Raw genomic sequence first — 13,515 nt, 5'->3', positions numbered from 1 at the left:
TCTGTCTTTAAGGGATATGGCGATCCGATAGAAGTAGGAGCGGGAGATACTCATGGTTCTGTTATGATAGCAGCAGACTCACTGCTGAGCATGTCGGTAACACAGTAACCGGGTCCCATATTTTGCCACCAGATGAGGATACCGCTTCGCCCAGAGTTCACGCAGTTGAGTGTAAGCTTCCGGGTTCCGAATCCTCTTGCTGATGTAGAAACGATGCGAATCCGTCGCCATAGACTTCTTGAAGTCTAGCAAGGAATCATCCGGGTCCGCCGTGCGCCCTCCACCCAAGTGGAGGCGCTCAAGCCCTTCATGCCGGCCGACTTGAGCGGCGGTGAACAAAACCAAGTTTGTGGCGCCAGGAACGCGTCGATCGGGACTTGAAGCGGATAAGTGATAATGCATCCATGCCTGGCCCTTCAGAAACAAAGCCGCAGAAATCCATTCATGCCCGAGTGCCGCCACGTAGAGCCAACCGGTCTCTTTCACAAGTTGCCCGAGACCGCGGAAGTATGCATCACTGAAGTGATAGTAATCGTCAGCGCCGATTCTCTTCATCGTGTCTAAATAAAGCTGCCGGAATCGGTCAAATCCTTCGCTAGCAGGGTAGGCTGCCACGCGCACCCCCAGGCGCTCGGCTCGCCGCAGCTTGTTGCGCGTCGTGCTGCTCAATAGAGACTCGTACACGCCGAGGCGGTTGAGATCAAGCGACACGGTTTCGCGGTCATAGGTTACTTCGCCACCGCTGAGCCATTTCTGTCCCATTAAGAGCGGGTGCAGTCGCATGAATTCGGAAACGACTCCTCGCAGGTCGCACCAAGAGGCAAAAGCGAGATTCGCCCTTTCAATGAAATCGCGTGCGTCCGTCGTGGAAAGCGGCCCCCCATACCCATAGGCACTTTCAATGTCAAACCAGTTGCTCTTGAGAACTTCTTCGCCGACGCGCGAAATTGGATGCAAAACAAACGGATACGCCCAAGTGTCCATTCCTTGTCGATACGCAAAGAGGAGTGCGCGACTGCCGGGTTGAAAGAGATGCAGGCGCACATACTCGGGGCGGAAGTAGATGTCTCTGCATTGCGCTGGGAGGTGACTCAGCACACTATGCCATCGCGCCGCGTCATCGAAGGCGTCAAGAATCTCCGTGGCCATAAAGATCTAAAGAGCCGTCCTTACAGCTTCGGCAAGTCGCACCATGTGGTCAGCACGGTATCTCTCATCTATCGGCAAGGTTAGAGATCGGCTAGCCAACTGCGTCGCTTCCGAAAAGCGTTGACGGCTCACCTCCGGCGGCAGAAGCCAGTGAATGGGACTACAGATGCGTTTCGTCGCAAGGCGCTCGCGAAGACGATCTCGATCTGGCGCGCACACAACGTAACCGAGAGGTACTTCATCTTCTGACAGATCTCGTACCAAAGCTTCTGCTTGGCCTGAGAGAAGGCTCTTGAGCAAGTTCCAGTTTGAACGACGGGTGGCACGGATCTGGTCGAAGTCCAAACCAGCAAGCATTGGCAACACAATCCCCGACAACTTGGCGTGTAGTTGTTGCGTGTTTAAGAACACCTCAACAGATTTGAAGGCATCCAAGTAAGTCGCCTCAATCTCTGGGCTAACAGGCGACCTTGGCTCAGCCGGATAGGCAGCCTTTATCAACCTCGCGGCCAAGAAACGCCGTGTTAGTGCGTCCACCACGGCGGAGGAAGCGCCTTCAGATACTCGCAGGTTACACCACCCGCCTAGCGAGGTCGGAAAAGGCTTGCGAAGGCTGAATATCAAAAACTGGCTCTCGCCTTCCTGCAAGTGCCAACTGCTAAGCGCGGACTGGCTTAACTCTTCGACGAGATAAAAGGAACCCTGGCCCGCCGCCGCGCCTAGTTCTCTTGCGGATTGATTTAGTCGACCGAAATAGTGGATTAGAAGCACAGCCGAACTCCTAGGTGGGTCTGGGTGTGCAGTGAGGTCTTGGTCTACGGGATAGAAGGAGAATTCCAATCCGCTCCACTTCACTGGCTCCAGGATGCTCCCGCATACATATACCGGCAGATGGGCATGTTTAACACCTGTCTTCTTCAGATACTTAAGAACACTCTACGATGCAGATCGCCCACCGTTACCGGAGAGCCATCGATTCCGCAGTCGAGGTGATCCAAGCGCGCCGAGGCACCAAATCTCGGCAGGCTGATTTCCAAATCACCACCCATGAGAGTACGGCCAACCCTGAGATTCATTGCTCTTGTTTCTGTCTCCTAAAATCTCCCGCCTCCAATGTTCATTTCGATTTATCCGAAAAGTAAGTCCTATAATCCTGCTGTGCCTTGGTGTAGTCCTCGACTTGCCCAATATCGAGCCAGTACTCATGGATCACATAGCGGGAGACGTGCTGGTGAGCGCTGAGGAGCTTCTTGATCAGCGTGTCCATCCCGAAATATTCGTTGTCTGGAATCCAAGAGAAAATCTCCGGTTTCATGCAGTAAACTCCTGCGATGATCTCCATTCGCAAGTTCGGCTTCTCCTCGACATCAACAATATGGTCGTTGTCATCCGCCGTCACGTTACCAAAGGAAAACGGAGTGAAGATGGTTTTTGTAGCAACCGTGAGCAAGGAGTTGGCGCGAACCCCAAAGTCGTAGAACTTTTGGAAGTTGAGTTTTGTCAGAATGTCCCCATTCATTACGATGAATGGCTCCGTCAGTTCCTTGCGAAGCAGCGTGAGTGGGCCGCAGGTTCCCAAGGGTTTCTTCTCGCGGCTGAAATGCAATGTCACTCCGTGCTTGGAGCCGTTCCCGAGAAATGCCTCGACGTAGTCTGACATGTAGTTCGTAGCGATGAATATCTCATCAAGCCCGTGGTTGCGTAATGCGTGGATTTGGATTTCCATTAGGGATTCCTCACCCAGGGGTAACAAGGGCTTGGGAATCACCTCCGTGAAGGGTCGCAATCGCGTTCCAAGTCCACCGGCAAGAATGACGGCCTTCATCTTTCGTGTCCTACTGTTGCAGAGTAGATTGATCTCATTTCAGAGAAAACGGAGATATCACCACGCCTTTCTTTGGCCTTCTTGGTTCTGCCGCGGCAAGAATTCTGTACATCATTCAAAGCAGAGGCTGATGAGTTTTCCTCAGCCCTCTAAGCAGGCGCCGCCAGAGGCGCCTGCTACGTGAAACTGAAAATCGGTACGAATAATCAAGTAGCCTCACCGGGGTGCCACCAAAGCTCAGCTTGAACTGCGTTATCGAGTAGCGCGGATCAGTTGAGTCCAATACAATGCCACCCCAATCGTAAGTCTCAAACCCTTCTTTTCTAAAGTAGAGAATCATCTCCCAGTGCAAAAGCGCCGCGGCATAGCCTCGGTCCGATGATTTCGGATAGGTAAGATTAGTTTCATCTTGACCATTTGCTCGTCTAGCGAGCTGTGCTATTTCGCTTAGAGGCGGAAAGAAATTCACAAAAGCGTTAGATTCTAGCTACTTGTAGACCATTACTTTCTGATCATCAATGATTCTTGGAGTGATTGGCCTCTATCAATCGGGGCCAGTTATTGTCTCGAAAGAATATAAACGCATCGCGGAATCTCTGCAACTTGACTCCGGCGAGATATCGTATGGACCACCTTCATTTCTGCACAGCTTGCGGCGTGAAACACTTGTTCCTGTGAATACCTTTTCTTGTATTCTGAAGGCCCTCTCTCAGTCGCTGGCTTATTCCTGTCGGACGTGAGGTATTGATTATCGGGCATTGAATTATAAGCAATATCCACAACATCCAGCGCAAGGAATCCACGGTTCGTTAGGTGGCTGCGGTAAGTTATAAGAAACCTAATCAAGTCAAACGCTTCAACTCCATAGGTCCAATTAACGGCCAAGATGGCATCAAAGGTTTGCTCAGAGAGGTGGAAAGGTCTAAGACCATCATCGATCCAGAGTGTTGCAGAAATATTCGCAGCAGAGCACAGTTGTGTACCGGCCTGAATCGCATCCGGGTCGTTGTCAAACCCGTAGAGCTGGCTAAATCCATGCTGGCCAAACCAAATGAGATTCAAGGCGCATCCGCATCCCGTCTCAAGAATCCTCGCCTGCGATTTGAGACGCGTGGCCAACCAGAAGGAGACTTTCCATACGTGCCACCGCGATCCGCGAGTTTCAAAAGCATAGACAAACCACGGTTGTGCTCTGGCACGCTGTACAACATCGGTAACAAGTTCGGTCGGTAAGTCAATTCTCTTCCGACGCAGGAGAACAGCCATCAATCCGCGCAGGCTCATCGTTCTTGCCAATTTGCATGACTACTAATCAAAGGCCAACACCGCCAAATCCGCGATATGAACTCTACATGTGAGAGCTTACTAGCTCGGTTTCCCACTGGAGCTGCGGGCGCACGGGGCCAATGAATTTGCCGTACCATAGGTCTTGCCTGCCAGCCATTTCGTGAACAGCAAATGTTGTTGCCTCATGGTTGTCGTAAAGCTTTCGTGAACAGTCGTCTACGAACAGGACTCTGATACGATACGTTCCTTCATTTAGCAGATCTCCGGGAATATGACAGGTGCTTCGAAAAAGCCCACTCGGAAACGGCTTGTCGTGCCAATGGGGCTCCTTCCAACTGAGCGTTTCGAAGACGGGACTGTCTTCCAAGGTATATAAGCAGAGATCTATATGTAACCGGGTCAAGGGCGTCAAATTCCAGTATTCAATCTCGACTCGGAAAGAGGTGGTTAGGTCGATCAAGTGTGCGCTACCTTCCGGAACGACTGCTATCCGATGCAGACGAATTTTATCGTTTCCGGGTGCTGTATCCATGTCGTCCCAAACTTGCTCGAGCCGCTCCGGAACGTGTCCCGTCGCAGAGGCTAGATACACCTTGACTACTGAAGCCACGTCTCCGCTTCCTGCAATCTTACCAGTGCTGAGGAAAATCCCTCGAGAGCAAAGGCTGTTTACCGCCTGCATATTATGGCTCACAAATAGCACTGTACGGCCAGCCTTGGAAACGTCGCTCATCTTGCCCAAACATTTCTTTTGGAATGCGGCATCACCCACCGCGAGCACCTCGTCTACCAGCAGGATTTCAGGTTCCAGGTGGGCGGCCACAGCGAAGGCCAGGCGCACATACATGCCGCTGCTGTAGTGTTTCACCGGCGTGTCGAGAAATTTCTCGATTTCGGCGAAAGCAACAATCTCATCGAACTTGCGGTCAAGCTCTATCCGTTTCATCCCCAGGATGGCGCCATTGAGGTAGATATTCTCCCGCCCGGTCAATTCAGGATGAAAGCCGGTGCCCACCTCTAAAAGCGACCCCACGCGGCCGTGGAGTTCTACGGTGCCTTCCGTGGGCTCGGTGATGCGGGAGAGGATCTTGAGCAGCGTGCTCTTGCCAGCTCCGTTGCGGCCGATGATTCCGACTACCTCGCCACACATGATTTCAAAGGATACGTCTTTCAAGGCCCAGAAGGTATTGTCTTCATTGGCATGCTCGGACGCTGGGACGCTGGGACGCTGAAAGGCGGAACGGATTCGGCGCAACGGCGCATACATGGCATCGGTCAGTGTATCACGTAAGGCCCTGTAGCGCTCCCGATGGCCGATGCGGTACAACTTGCCCAGGTTTTCGGCGCGAATGGCGATGTCGGTCATTTCGGATTTCCAATTCCGGATTTCGGATTCTTAGCCTTCGTACTCTTGCCAATAGCCGTGAAGATGGCCAGGAGTTCGTCAGATTCTTTGAGCAAAACCCGCCGCTCTGTCATATTTCCATGCCCGACCTCTTCAAATAGCTCCAACCTCGTCTTGCGATCCGCACCTCGAAATTCGCAATTCGCACTCAGAGATCTATAGTTACACCACGTCGGCAAAGGTCTTCTCCATACGCCGGAAGTAGTACAGGCCGCCAACCAGGATCAGGATGACAATGGTGACCGAGACGGCCAAGAGTGCTCCAGGCCCTTCTGCTTTTCCCAACAGCGCCCAGCGGAAGCCCTCGACGACACCCGCCATGGGGTTCAGCCCGTACAGCGCCCGCCATGACTCTGGGACCAGCGTGCTCGAGTAAGCCACCGGCGTGGCAAACAGCCAGATCTGTGTCAGGAACGGGATGGTGTATCGCACATCACGGTACTGGACGTTCAGCGCCGACAGCCACATGCCAACGCCCAAGGCAGTTCCCACTGCAAGCACGACAAACAGGGGCACGGTCCATACGGCGAGGGTGGGCTTTACGTGGTAGTACATCATCATCCCAATCAGCACCACAAAAGCAATCAGAAAGTCCAGCAGCCCGGCGAGTACTGCCGAAATCGGGATTGCCAGCCTGGGAAAATAGACCTTCGTGATCAGTCGCTCATTCGCGACTAGGCTGTTGCTCGACTCGGTCAGCGCATGAGCAAAGAGCTGCCAGGGGAGCAACGCGCAGTATGCAAAGATTGGGTAGGGGAGCCCATCGGACGGGATCCGGGCCAGCCGGCCGAAGAAGATGCTGAACACCACCATGGTAAAGAAGGGCTGGATGATCGCCCAGGCCGCGCCCAGCACGGTCTGCTTGTACCGCACCTTGATGTCGCGCCACGTGAGGAAGTAGATCAGTTCGCGGTAGTGCCACAGGTCGGCCAGATTGAGCGCACTCCACCCCCTGGAAGGGCGGATGACTAGGGTCAGCGTTCCTTTTTCGGCGCCGTAATCAGGAGCCTGGATCCCGCTGGCCCTACCCTGAGTCTTTTCCACAATATTTCCGATGATCGTACCGCTCAATGTATGATTCCGCAGTGTGAAGCGAACTCCCTGCATTCGGCTCGCGTCTAGGCTTCATGACGACAACTGCGCTGGCCTCATGGATAATCTCGCTGAACCTCGCAAAGCGAAAGATCCGGGTGCAGGCGCTGGCACCCCCGATAATCAACTTGGGCCGGTGCTCCTTGGCCAGGCGCCGGAGGGCCTCAAAGTCCCCCTGTTTGGTTCCCTGACGCTTGATCTCGAGCCGGACCATTTAAGCGATTTTGTGGTCAACATCGATAATATTCTTCAACCTGGGATCCCTTTGATAAGGGGTGGGGCCAATAACTCAAGTCTATAGAAATAGTAAACTTGTGGGCATGTCTTGTCAAGGCAAATGGGGACTTGGCAACTTGACATGCCTATTACACCTATCGCATAATATGTAATTAGGTCAAACCGGCGTTAATCAGCTAAATATGGTGGCGCAGAGTAGAATAAAGTGAACGGTGAGAGAATCCAGCGCTCCCGGATTACGCAACAGGCATTGGTCATTGGCCTTGGGGCCGGAAGCGCATTAATTTTGGGTTTGGCGATGGTTCGGGGCAACTGGCTCTACCTCACACTGTTCGGTGCTCTGGCGGCGATTCCCGTGGCGGTTCGCTGGCCGGTGCAGGCTTCGTTAGGTGTTTACGCTTTTCTGATTCCGTTTGATTCCATTGCTGTTCTGGGCGGGGGGTCAACCGGGCCGACACTCAATAAGCTGATCGGGGTAGCGACTGCAGGGATCCTGCTGGCAACAGGAGTTATGCGGCATCGGTTGGTGCGCCCGCCGCGTGCTGCCCTTTGGTGGTTTCTGTTCATTGTATGGGGCGCGGTGACCGCAGCATGGGCACTGGACGCCCAGACTGTGTACGATCGCCTGCCGACAGCCGTTAGCCTGCTTCTCCTGTACCTTGTTGCTGTTTCCGCGCGTGTCTCTGAAAAGGAATTATTCAGCATTGGTACGCTTGTAGTCCTCGGCGGGATGGTTGCAGCGGCTTACGCGTGTTATATGTACAGCGAGGGCGTTCTTTATCTTGGGGCAACAGGCCGGGCCTCGTTAATCGAGGGCGAGCGTGACACCGATCCGAACCAGTTCGCAACTAGTCTGCTTCTCCCGTTGAGCTTGGTGATAGGCAGATTCTTGGAGGCCCGAAGATGGTCTGAAAGACTCTTTCCCCTGTACGCGATGCTAGTGATAGCCGCCGGGATTTTTCTCACTATGTCTCGGGGTTCGTTGCTGGCGGTCCTGGTGGTAGTTCTCGCATATATGTATCATGCTCGGTCAAAGTGGCAGGTCTGGGTTCCTGTCGCGCTTTTGGGATTGATAGTCGTGGTCATGCCCGATCAGTTCTATCGACGACTTGAAATGCCCTATGAGACCGCGTCGGCTGGGCGCATCGATATCTGGCGGGTGGGTCTCCGCGCCCTTCTTGACTACGGGATTATTGGTGCCGGCCTGAGTAACTTTCCATTTGCCTATGATGAGTTCGCGGGACACCAATACGGGTTCCGCGGGTACTCTCGCGGAGCCCACAATATCTACTTGGGCATATGGGTCGAACTTGGGATCGTCGGGTTCTTCTTTATGATGGCTGCAATCCTCTCTCAGTTGCGTTCAGTGAGGTCATGGCGGCGAAACTCCACGGATGAGAGCAACTCCTATATGCTTGCGGTCAAGTGCGCGTGCTTTGGGTTGCTGGTTTCGGGGTTCTTCTTAGATATTGTCTGGCGCAAGGGGTTCTGGTTTGTGTGGATTCTGCTGGCTCTCGCCGTGTCCGTTTCTAAAAATCAGAGTGTCTCTGTTGAATCATGAGAGTCCTTTTTCTCTCGCATATGTTTCCTTCACCGGCGAATGCAATAGCGGGGATATTTGTTCTAGAGCAGATGAAGGCGCTGCGAGAGCTCGGGGTAGAGATCTTTGTGGTCACACCAACGCCATGGGCTCCTCCAATACTGGGATTTCTCCCGCGTGTGCAGAAGTACAGCACGATCCCTCAGCGAGATAATCTTCAGGGATTTCCTACGGAGTACCCCAGGGTACTGTGTCTCCCAGGAAGTAGGCTTTTCTACCTGTATGGCGTATTTTATTATCTGGGATGCTTACGTCTTGTAAGACGTCTAGTAAACGAGCACAAAATACAGGTAATTCATGCGCACACGATTATGCCTGATGGGTTCGCGAGTGTGCTCCTCGGACGAACATTAAACCTCCCTGTGATCTGTACCATCCACGGCTCTGACATCAATCTCTACCCATTCCGCAATGGCTGCACCAACTTGGCTACAAGATGGGCTTTGAAGCATGTCGGTCGACTGGTTACCGTCAGCCATCGTTTGAGAGAGAATGTCGTATCCCTGGCAGGTCCGCTGGAGGTCGACGTCATCCATAATGGTGCCGACCCTACTAAGTTCATGCCGCGCTGCAAGAAAGAATGTCGTAGGGAGTTGAATTTGCCAGCCGAACGGACCATTCTCTTATTTGTTGGCAACTTGGTTGGGGTAAAGGGTGTGGAGTTTCTTCTTCATGCGTTCGCGAGACTTGGCCATGTTGACGCTATGCTCTATCTGGTGGGTGACGGCCACTTGAGGCAAGCCCTGGACTCGCTGGCTAATACACTTAGCATCCGTGGATCAACGGTGTTTGTAGGTCGAAGGCCCCATGAGGAGATACCGCTCTGGCTGTCTGCCGCAGATTGTTTGATAATGCCGAGCCTGAGCGAGGGCTTTCCAACTCTCCTCCCCGAAGCCATGCTATGTCGTATCCCAATTGTGGCAACCGATGTCGGTGGGATACCTGAACTGCTCTCACATGGAAAGAATGCCTGGATGGTCCCTCGCGGCGATGTGACAGCACTCGCTCGCGGGATAGAAACGATGCTTTCAAGGGGTGACCAAGTCGAGAATATAGTGATTGAGGCGCGGCGAGCAGCGTCCGCAGGATATACGTGGGTCGCCAATGCCGAAAAGACACTTGCCGTATATCGAGCGGCGATTCAAATGGGAACGCCTGAGTGAGGCCGCTTCAAGCCCCCTATATTTTCGTGCTGCCGAACCATTCACTCGAATGGTCGATAATACGATGGGGAATCGAGTGTGGGTTGCGGACTCATGACATGGCAGGCGTCAACATCCCCTGTATCGCTCAATTCAAGAGGGGTTTTGGCAGGCGATTCGTACCATGTGTCACGTTTCATCGTAGCTACGGCTGGCTGGCGTGCCGCGGCGAGTATGGATACAAGATACTAATGCCGCTGGCCCAGCGGATTGCATCAAAGTTCGGCAAATGAAGGTCTGCATGCTCACCTCGGTCCACAGGGCCTTTGACAATCGGATCTTCCATAAGGAGGCCAAGAGTCTCGTTCGAGCGGGTTATGAGGTGACTCTTGTGGCTCCGCATGAGCAGGATGAGCAGCTGGATGGCGTTCGGGTCCTTAGTGTACCTAAGAGGCGCACGCGCTGGTGCCGAATGCTGGTCACTTCTGGCCAAGTTTTGCTACGGGGCCTGAAGGTGAAGGCGGCGATTTATCACTTTCACGACCCGGAATTGATTCCTGCGGGACTGTTTCTTCGTTTGCTTGGCAAGAAGGTCATTTACGACATTCATGAGTATAATGCCGACACCATGTTGACAAAGCATTGGCTGCCGACAGAGGCGAGGCGCACGGTGAGCAGGGCCGTAATGTGGTTGGATCGTTACGCTGTGAAGAAGATGAGCGGCATCGTGGTCGTTAATGAGGATATGGCCAAACTCTTCCGAGCAGGGCTCTCATCGCCTCGTCCTGTTGTTACCGTCCACAACTACCCGGAGCTACAGGATGCCGCGCTGGACGGCGGGCATTCTGCTGATGAGCCAGTGGGGATCTATGTGGGTGGCCTCTCGAAAGATCGAGGACTGGAGGTACTGCTCGAGGCGGGCGAGCGGTTAAGGCGGGCGTATCCCGAGGCGAGCATTCAAGTTCTAGGTCCCTTAGAGTTAGCCGGCGTTCGTCGGGAGTACGCATTTGTTGACGGGTGGGGTGCTTATGGAGTGGAATACCTGGGTAGAGTTCCCCATCGGGACATCTTGAAGTGGCTTCAACGCGCACGGGTTGGCTTGATTCCGTGGCTTCCTACGCCCAACCACCTTAAGGGCACACCCGTGAAGCTGTTCGAGTACATGCTGGCAGGGATCCCAGTTGTTGCTTCGGGTTTCGGCTTTATTTCACTGATCGTCCGCGACACCGGATGCGGATTGCTCGTGCCCCCTGGAGATGCCGCTGCCCTGAGCAAGGCGATTGAAGTTCTTCTTCGTGATCCGTCGAAGGCTGTTGAGATGGGGCAAAGGGGCCGCATAGCGGTCCTCGATCGGTACAACTGGGGCTCTGAGGAAAAGAAGCTCGTGGCGCTATATGAGAGTCTCGTAGGGCATGCGTAGAGGCCGGAGCTGCTGTGCTGCGTCTCATGCTATCGTGGAGTCTCCCTGTATTTGCCCCTGGTGTCACAAGTGTTGATGGTACGCCAAAAGATGAAGAATTTGCCAATATCGTTAAAGATTTGATCCACTTGAGGCGCCGATGATGCCATAGGCGCTAGCTTGAGCTTGCTAGCGGGGATTGTCAAGTATATCGCTCGATATCCACATGATGGCTAAGGCTGGTGCTCAGCACAGCCAGGTGCTTCCTGGTATAGCGAAGCTCGCCGAGCATGAGACATATGGGGTAAAATAGTGGGGTGGCAATTTCCCATGGTTTCTATTGTGGTTCCTTGCCGGAACGAAGCGGGCTCGATCGAGGGGTGTCTCAGATCGCTCGCTTCGGATAGCTACCCCAAGAATCAACTCGAGATCCTTGTCGTTGACGGTGAAAGCCACGACGGAACTCAAGAGGTGGTCGAAAGGATGGCACGACAGCATGGTTTCGTGCGCCTGTTAAGAAATCCCAAGCACAATACCGCAACCGGAATGAACATTGGAATTCGAGAGGCCAAGGGCGACATAGTGATGGTCGTTAGCGCTCACGCCGAATATGGAGAACAATATATAAGCCGGTGCGTTGAAACCCTTCAGAAGGTAGGAGCTGACTGCGTGGGCGGGCCTATCACGACTCTTCCGAGGGCAGACACTCCTATGGCAAGAGCGATTGCCCTAGCCATGTCGAGCCCCTTTGGGGTCGGGACCGCAAAGTTCAGAACGTCGCAGTACCACGGGTACGTTGACACGGTGGCATTTGGTGCCTATCGAAGGGAGATTTTCCAGAAGGTGGGGCTATTCGACGAGAAATTGATCCGGAATCAGGACGCTGAGCTGAACTACCGTATACTGAAGGCGGGCGGAAAGATATTCATGGATCCGGGTATCTGTTCAACCTATCGCGCTCGCGAGACCCTGTCTAAGCTTTGGCAGCAGTATTTCCAATACGGTTACTGGAAGCTCCGGGTCATTCTGAAGCACGGCCGGCCCGGATCTTGGCGCCAAGTAGTACCGGTACTGTTTGCATCGGCTCTGATTGGGTTACCTGTGGTTGGTATTTTCAGCTCTGTGGCACTTGAACTCTGGGCGCTTATGGTCATCGCATACTTAGGGTTCTCGTTCAGCTTTTCCGTAAAAGCTATGCGGAATCGGGGATGGAGGGTTGCGCTAGCCCTGCCTGCGGCGTTCTTTGTCCTCCACTCTAGTTACGGAATAGGGTTTATGTGGGGAATGCTGGACATTGGCGTCCTGGGCGTCCTGCGGGAAGCTGCCGTGCGAGCTATAGCCCACATTTCTAAGGCACTGGGTTAGAGGAACATCCCATTCTGGGAAATCTGGGAATTGTCCTACTGCGCTACCGCCTTCGCCAAATGCCCTGAGAGCGCGATCCTCCCATGGAGATTATCTATGCTGTCGAGCGAGGGGTTCGCCACTCCAGCCAGCATCGTCTTCAGCGTGGCGTCAGCCACTTGCAGAACTTGCGAATCAAATTCGGCCAGCACGACCCAGCCTGAGTAAATTTGCCCAAGACCCCACTCCGTTTTATTCAATGCTGGGTAGTTCGTGCCGTCTATGAAATTCGTGAATCGGGGATCCGCCAAGGATTGATTCCAGATCACGTTTGTCAACAGCGCAGATACCCCAACGACATCGTCCTTGGTGAATACAATCCCTGCTTCGTAGAGATCTACGAGAGCAAAGAGAAAGCGATTGGCATGCGAGGTGTCCATAAAGGTTGTGGGATCATTGGGAGGGATGGGGCCATAGTTGCCGAGCCCCTTGTCCCATATCAGCCCTCCCTGATACGGCTGAAACCGACCCTTGAATCCTTGTGCGAGTTCAATAAGGATGTCCGGATAATTGTACGTGCTATTGTCGGCGCTTCCCAAAGAGGCGCTTGTGAGGTAGACATCCCTCAGGACGCGGATTAGTAGAGCGGCTTTATCGTTCATGTTGCGAGTTGTGTGAACCACTTCATCCCGAAACCAATGGAGTCCTCCTCGCGTGAAGAGGTGTTTATTGAGGATTTGGTCTCTCACGAATGTGTAAATGGCAGTGCCGCGAGAACCATAGCTACTCTTTAGTGTTGGATTGGTCAGAATAATGTTTGCAAGTCTGGCTAATTCCGTTGATCCCTGCAAGTCGTCTAACTGGTAGGCAATAGGAGTGGTCGAATATGGTGATGACCACGGTCCCGACCAGTTGTGATTACCGTTACTGTCGATGATTGTAGCCTTTGAGACCATTGTCTCTGCCCATGCGAGGGCTCGTTCCAGATATTTCACATCGTGTGTGGCTTCATACATGGACAGCGTCCCGCCGAAG

Annotated in this window: 12 protein-coding genes; 4 read left to right on the top strand and 8 right to left on the bottom strand. The window is 53.5% G+C overall.

Annotated features, from left to right (window positions below):
- Window positions 1-78: 78 nt before the first annotated feature.
- The 7 genes from KGL31_06185 to KGL31_06155 all read right to left on the bottom strand — a co-directional run bounded on the left by KGL31_06185 (window position 79) and on the right by KGL31_06155 (window position 6,972).
- Entirely contained in the window at window positions 79-1,149 is a 1,071-nt protein-coding gene (locus tag KGL31_06185; protein ID MDE2321493.1) for a GNAT family N-acetyltransferase, read from the bottom strand.
- Window positions 1,150-2,266: 1,117 nt separating this feature from the next.
- The gene (locus KGL31_06180; GenBank protein ID MDE2321492.1) at window positions 2,267-2,974 is read right to left on the bottom strand and encodes an NTP transferase domain-containing protein; all 708 of its coding nucleotides are present in this window, start codon (window positions 2,972-2,974) and stop codon (window positions 2,267-2,269) included.
- A 115-nt stretch (window positions 2,975-3,089) separates the two neighbouring features.
- Window positions 3,090-3,443: a peptidoglycan bridge formation glycyltransferase FemA/FemB family protein gene (locus KGL31_06175; GenBank protein MDE2321491.1), complete on the bottom strand. Its 354-nt coding sequence runs from the start codon at window positions 3,441-3,443 to the stop codon at window positions 3,090-3,092.
- An 89-nt stretch (window positions 3,444-3,532) separates the two neighbouring features.
- Entirely contained in the window at window positions 3,533-4,240 is a 708-nt protein-coding gene (locus KGL31_06170) for a class I SAM-dependent methyltransferase (GenBank protein ID MDE2321490.1), read from the bottom strand.
- 82 nt (window positions 4,241-4,322) lie between these two features.
- Entirely contained in the window at window positions 4,323-5,627 is a 1,305-nt protein-coding gene (locus tag KGL31_06165) for an ATP-binding cassette domain-containing protein (protein ID MDE2321489.1), read from the bottom strand.
- A gap of 201 nt (window positions 5,628-5,828) precedes the next feature.
- A complete protein-coding gene (locus KGL31_06160; GenBank protein MDE2321488.1) occupies window positions 5,829-6,773 on the bottom strand; it encodes an ABC transporter permease in 945 nt (314 codons plus the stop codon).
- On the bottom strand, window positions 6,691-6,972 hold the full coding sequence (locus KGL31_06155) for a hypothetical protein (GenBank protein ID MDE2321487.1): 282 nt from the start codon (window positions 6,970-6,972) through the stop codon (window positions 6,691-6,693). The genes KGL31_06160 and KGL31_06155 overlap by 83 nt, the downstream gene beginning before the upstream one ends.
- Window positions 6,973-7,200: 228 nt before the next feature.
- Here KGL31_06155 and KGL31_06150 point away from each other — a divergent pair, with 228 nt between their 5' ends.
- The 4 genes from KGL31_06150 (at window position 7,201) to KGL31_06135 (ending at window position 12,501) form a co-directional block, all read left to right on the top strand.
- Complete coding sequence (locus KGL31_06150; protein ID MDE2321486.1) at window positions 7,201-8,556, top strand: O-antigen ligase family protein; 1,356 nt, start codon at window positions 7,201-7,203, stop codon at window positions 8,554-8,556.
- 71 nt (window positions 8,557-8,627) lie between these two features.
- On the top strand, window positions 8,628-9,758 hold the full coding sequence (locus tag KGL31_06145; GenBank protein ID MDE2321485.1) for a glycosyltransferase: 1,131 nt from the start codon (window positions 8,628-8,630) through the stop codon (window positions 9,756-9,758).
- A gap of 280 nt (window positions 9,759-10,038) precedes the next feature.
- Window positions 10,039-11,157 carry a glycosyltransferase family 4 protein gene (locus KGL31_06140; protein ID MDE2321484.1) on the top strand — a complete coding sequence of 373 codons (1,119 nt, stop codon included), beginning with the start codon at window positions 10,039-10,041 and terminating at the stop codon, window positions 11,155-11,157.
- A 309-nt stretch (window positions 11,158-11,466) separates the two neighbouring features.
- A complete protein-coding gene (locus KGL31_06135) occupies window positions 11,467-12,501 on the top strand; it encodes a glycosyltransferase (GenBank protein MDE2321483.1) in 1,035 nt (344 codons plus the stop codon).
- Between the two features lie 35 nt (window positions 12,502-12,536).
- Here KGL31_06135 and KGL31_06130 read toward each other — a convergent pair.
- Window positions 12,537-13,515 (bottom strand): hypothetical protein (locus KGL31_06130; GenBank protein ID MDE2321482.1); only part of this gene is annotated, 979 nt, incomplete at its 5' end.

Source organism: Candidatus Methylomirabilota bacterium (assembly GCA_028870115.1).
In the GTDB taxonomy this organism is placed as follows: Bacteria; Methylomirabilota; Methylomirabilia; order Methylomirabilales; family Methylomirabilaceae; genus Methylomirabilis.
This window is presented reverse-complemented; position numbering and strand designations above follow the sequence as displayed.

What these genes read in the sequence shown, in the direction of transcription:
- KGL31_06185 (MDE2321493.1), bottom strand. Translation starts at nt 1,149, where the DNA reads ATGGCCACGGAGATTCTTGACGCCTTCGATGACGCGGCGCGATGGCAT.
- KGL31_06180 (MDE2321492.1), bottom strand. Translation starts at nt 2,974, where the DNA reads ATGAAGGCCGTCATTCTTGCCGGTGGACTTGGAACGCGATTGCGACCC.
- KGL31_06170 (MDE2321490.1), bottom strand. Translation starts at nt 4,240, where the DNA reads ATGGCTGTTCTCCTGCGTCGGAAGAGAATTGACTTACCGACCGAACTT.
- KGL31_06165 (MDE2321489.1), bottom strand. Translation starts at nt 5,627, where the DNA reads ATGACCGACATCGCCATTCGCGCCGAAAACCTGGGCAAGTTGTACCGC.
- KGL31_06160 (MDE2321488.1), bottom strand. Translation starts at nt 6,773, where the DNA reads ATGCAGGGAGTTCGCTTCACACTGCGGAATCATACATTGAGCGGTACG.
- KGL31_06155 (MDE2321487.1), bottom strand. Translation starts at nt 6,972, where the DNA reads ATGGTCCGGCTCGAGATCAAGCGTCAGGGAACCAAACAGGGGGACTTT.
- KGL31_06145 (MDE2321485.1), top strand. Translation starts at nt 8,628, where the DNA reads ATGAAGGCGCTGCGAGAGCTCGGGGTAGAGATCTTTGTGGTCACACCA.
- KGL31_06140 (MDE2321484.1), top strand. Translation starts at nt 10,039, where the DNA reads ATGCTCACCTCGGTCCACAGGGCCTTTGACAATCGGATCTTCCATAAG.
- KGL31_06135 (MDE2321483.1), top strand. Translation starts at nt 11,467, where the DNA reads ATGGTTTCTATTGTGGTTCCTTGCCGGAACGAAGCGGGCTCGATCGAG.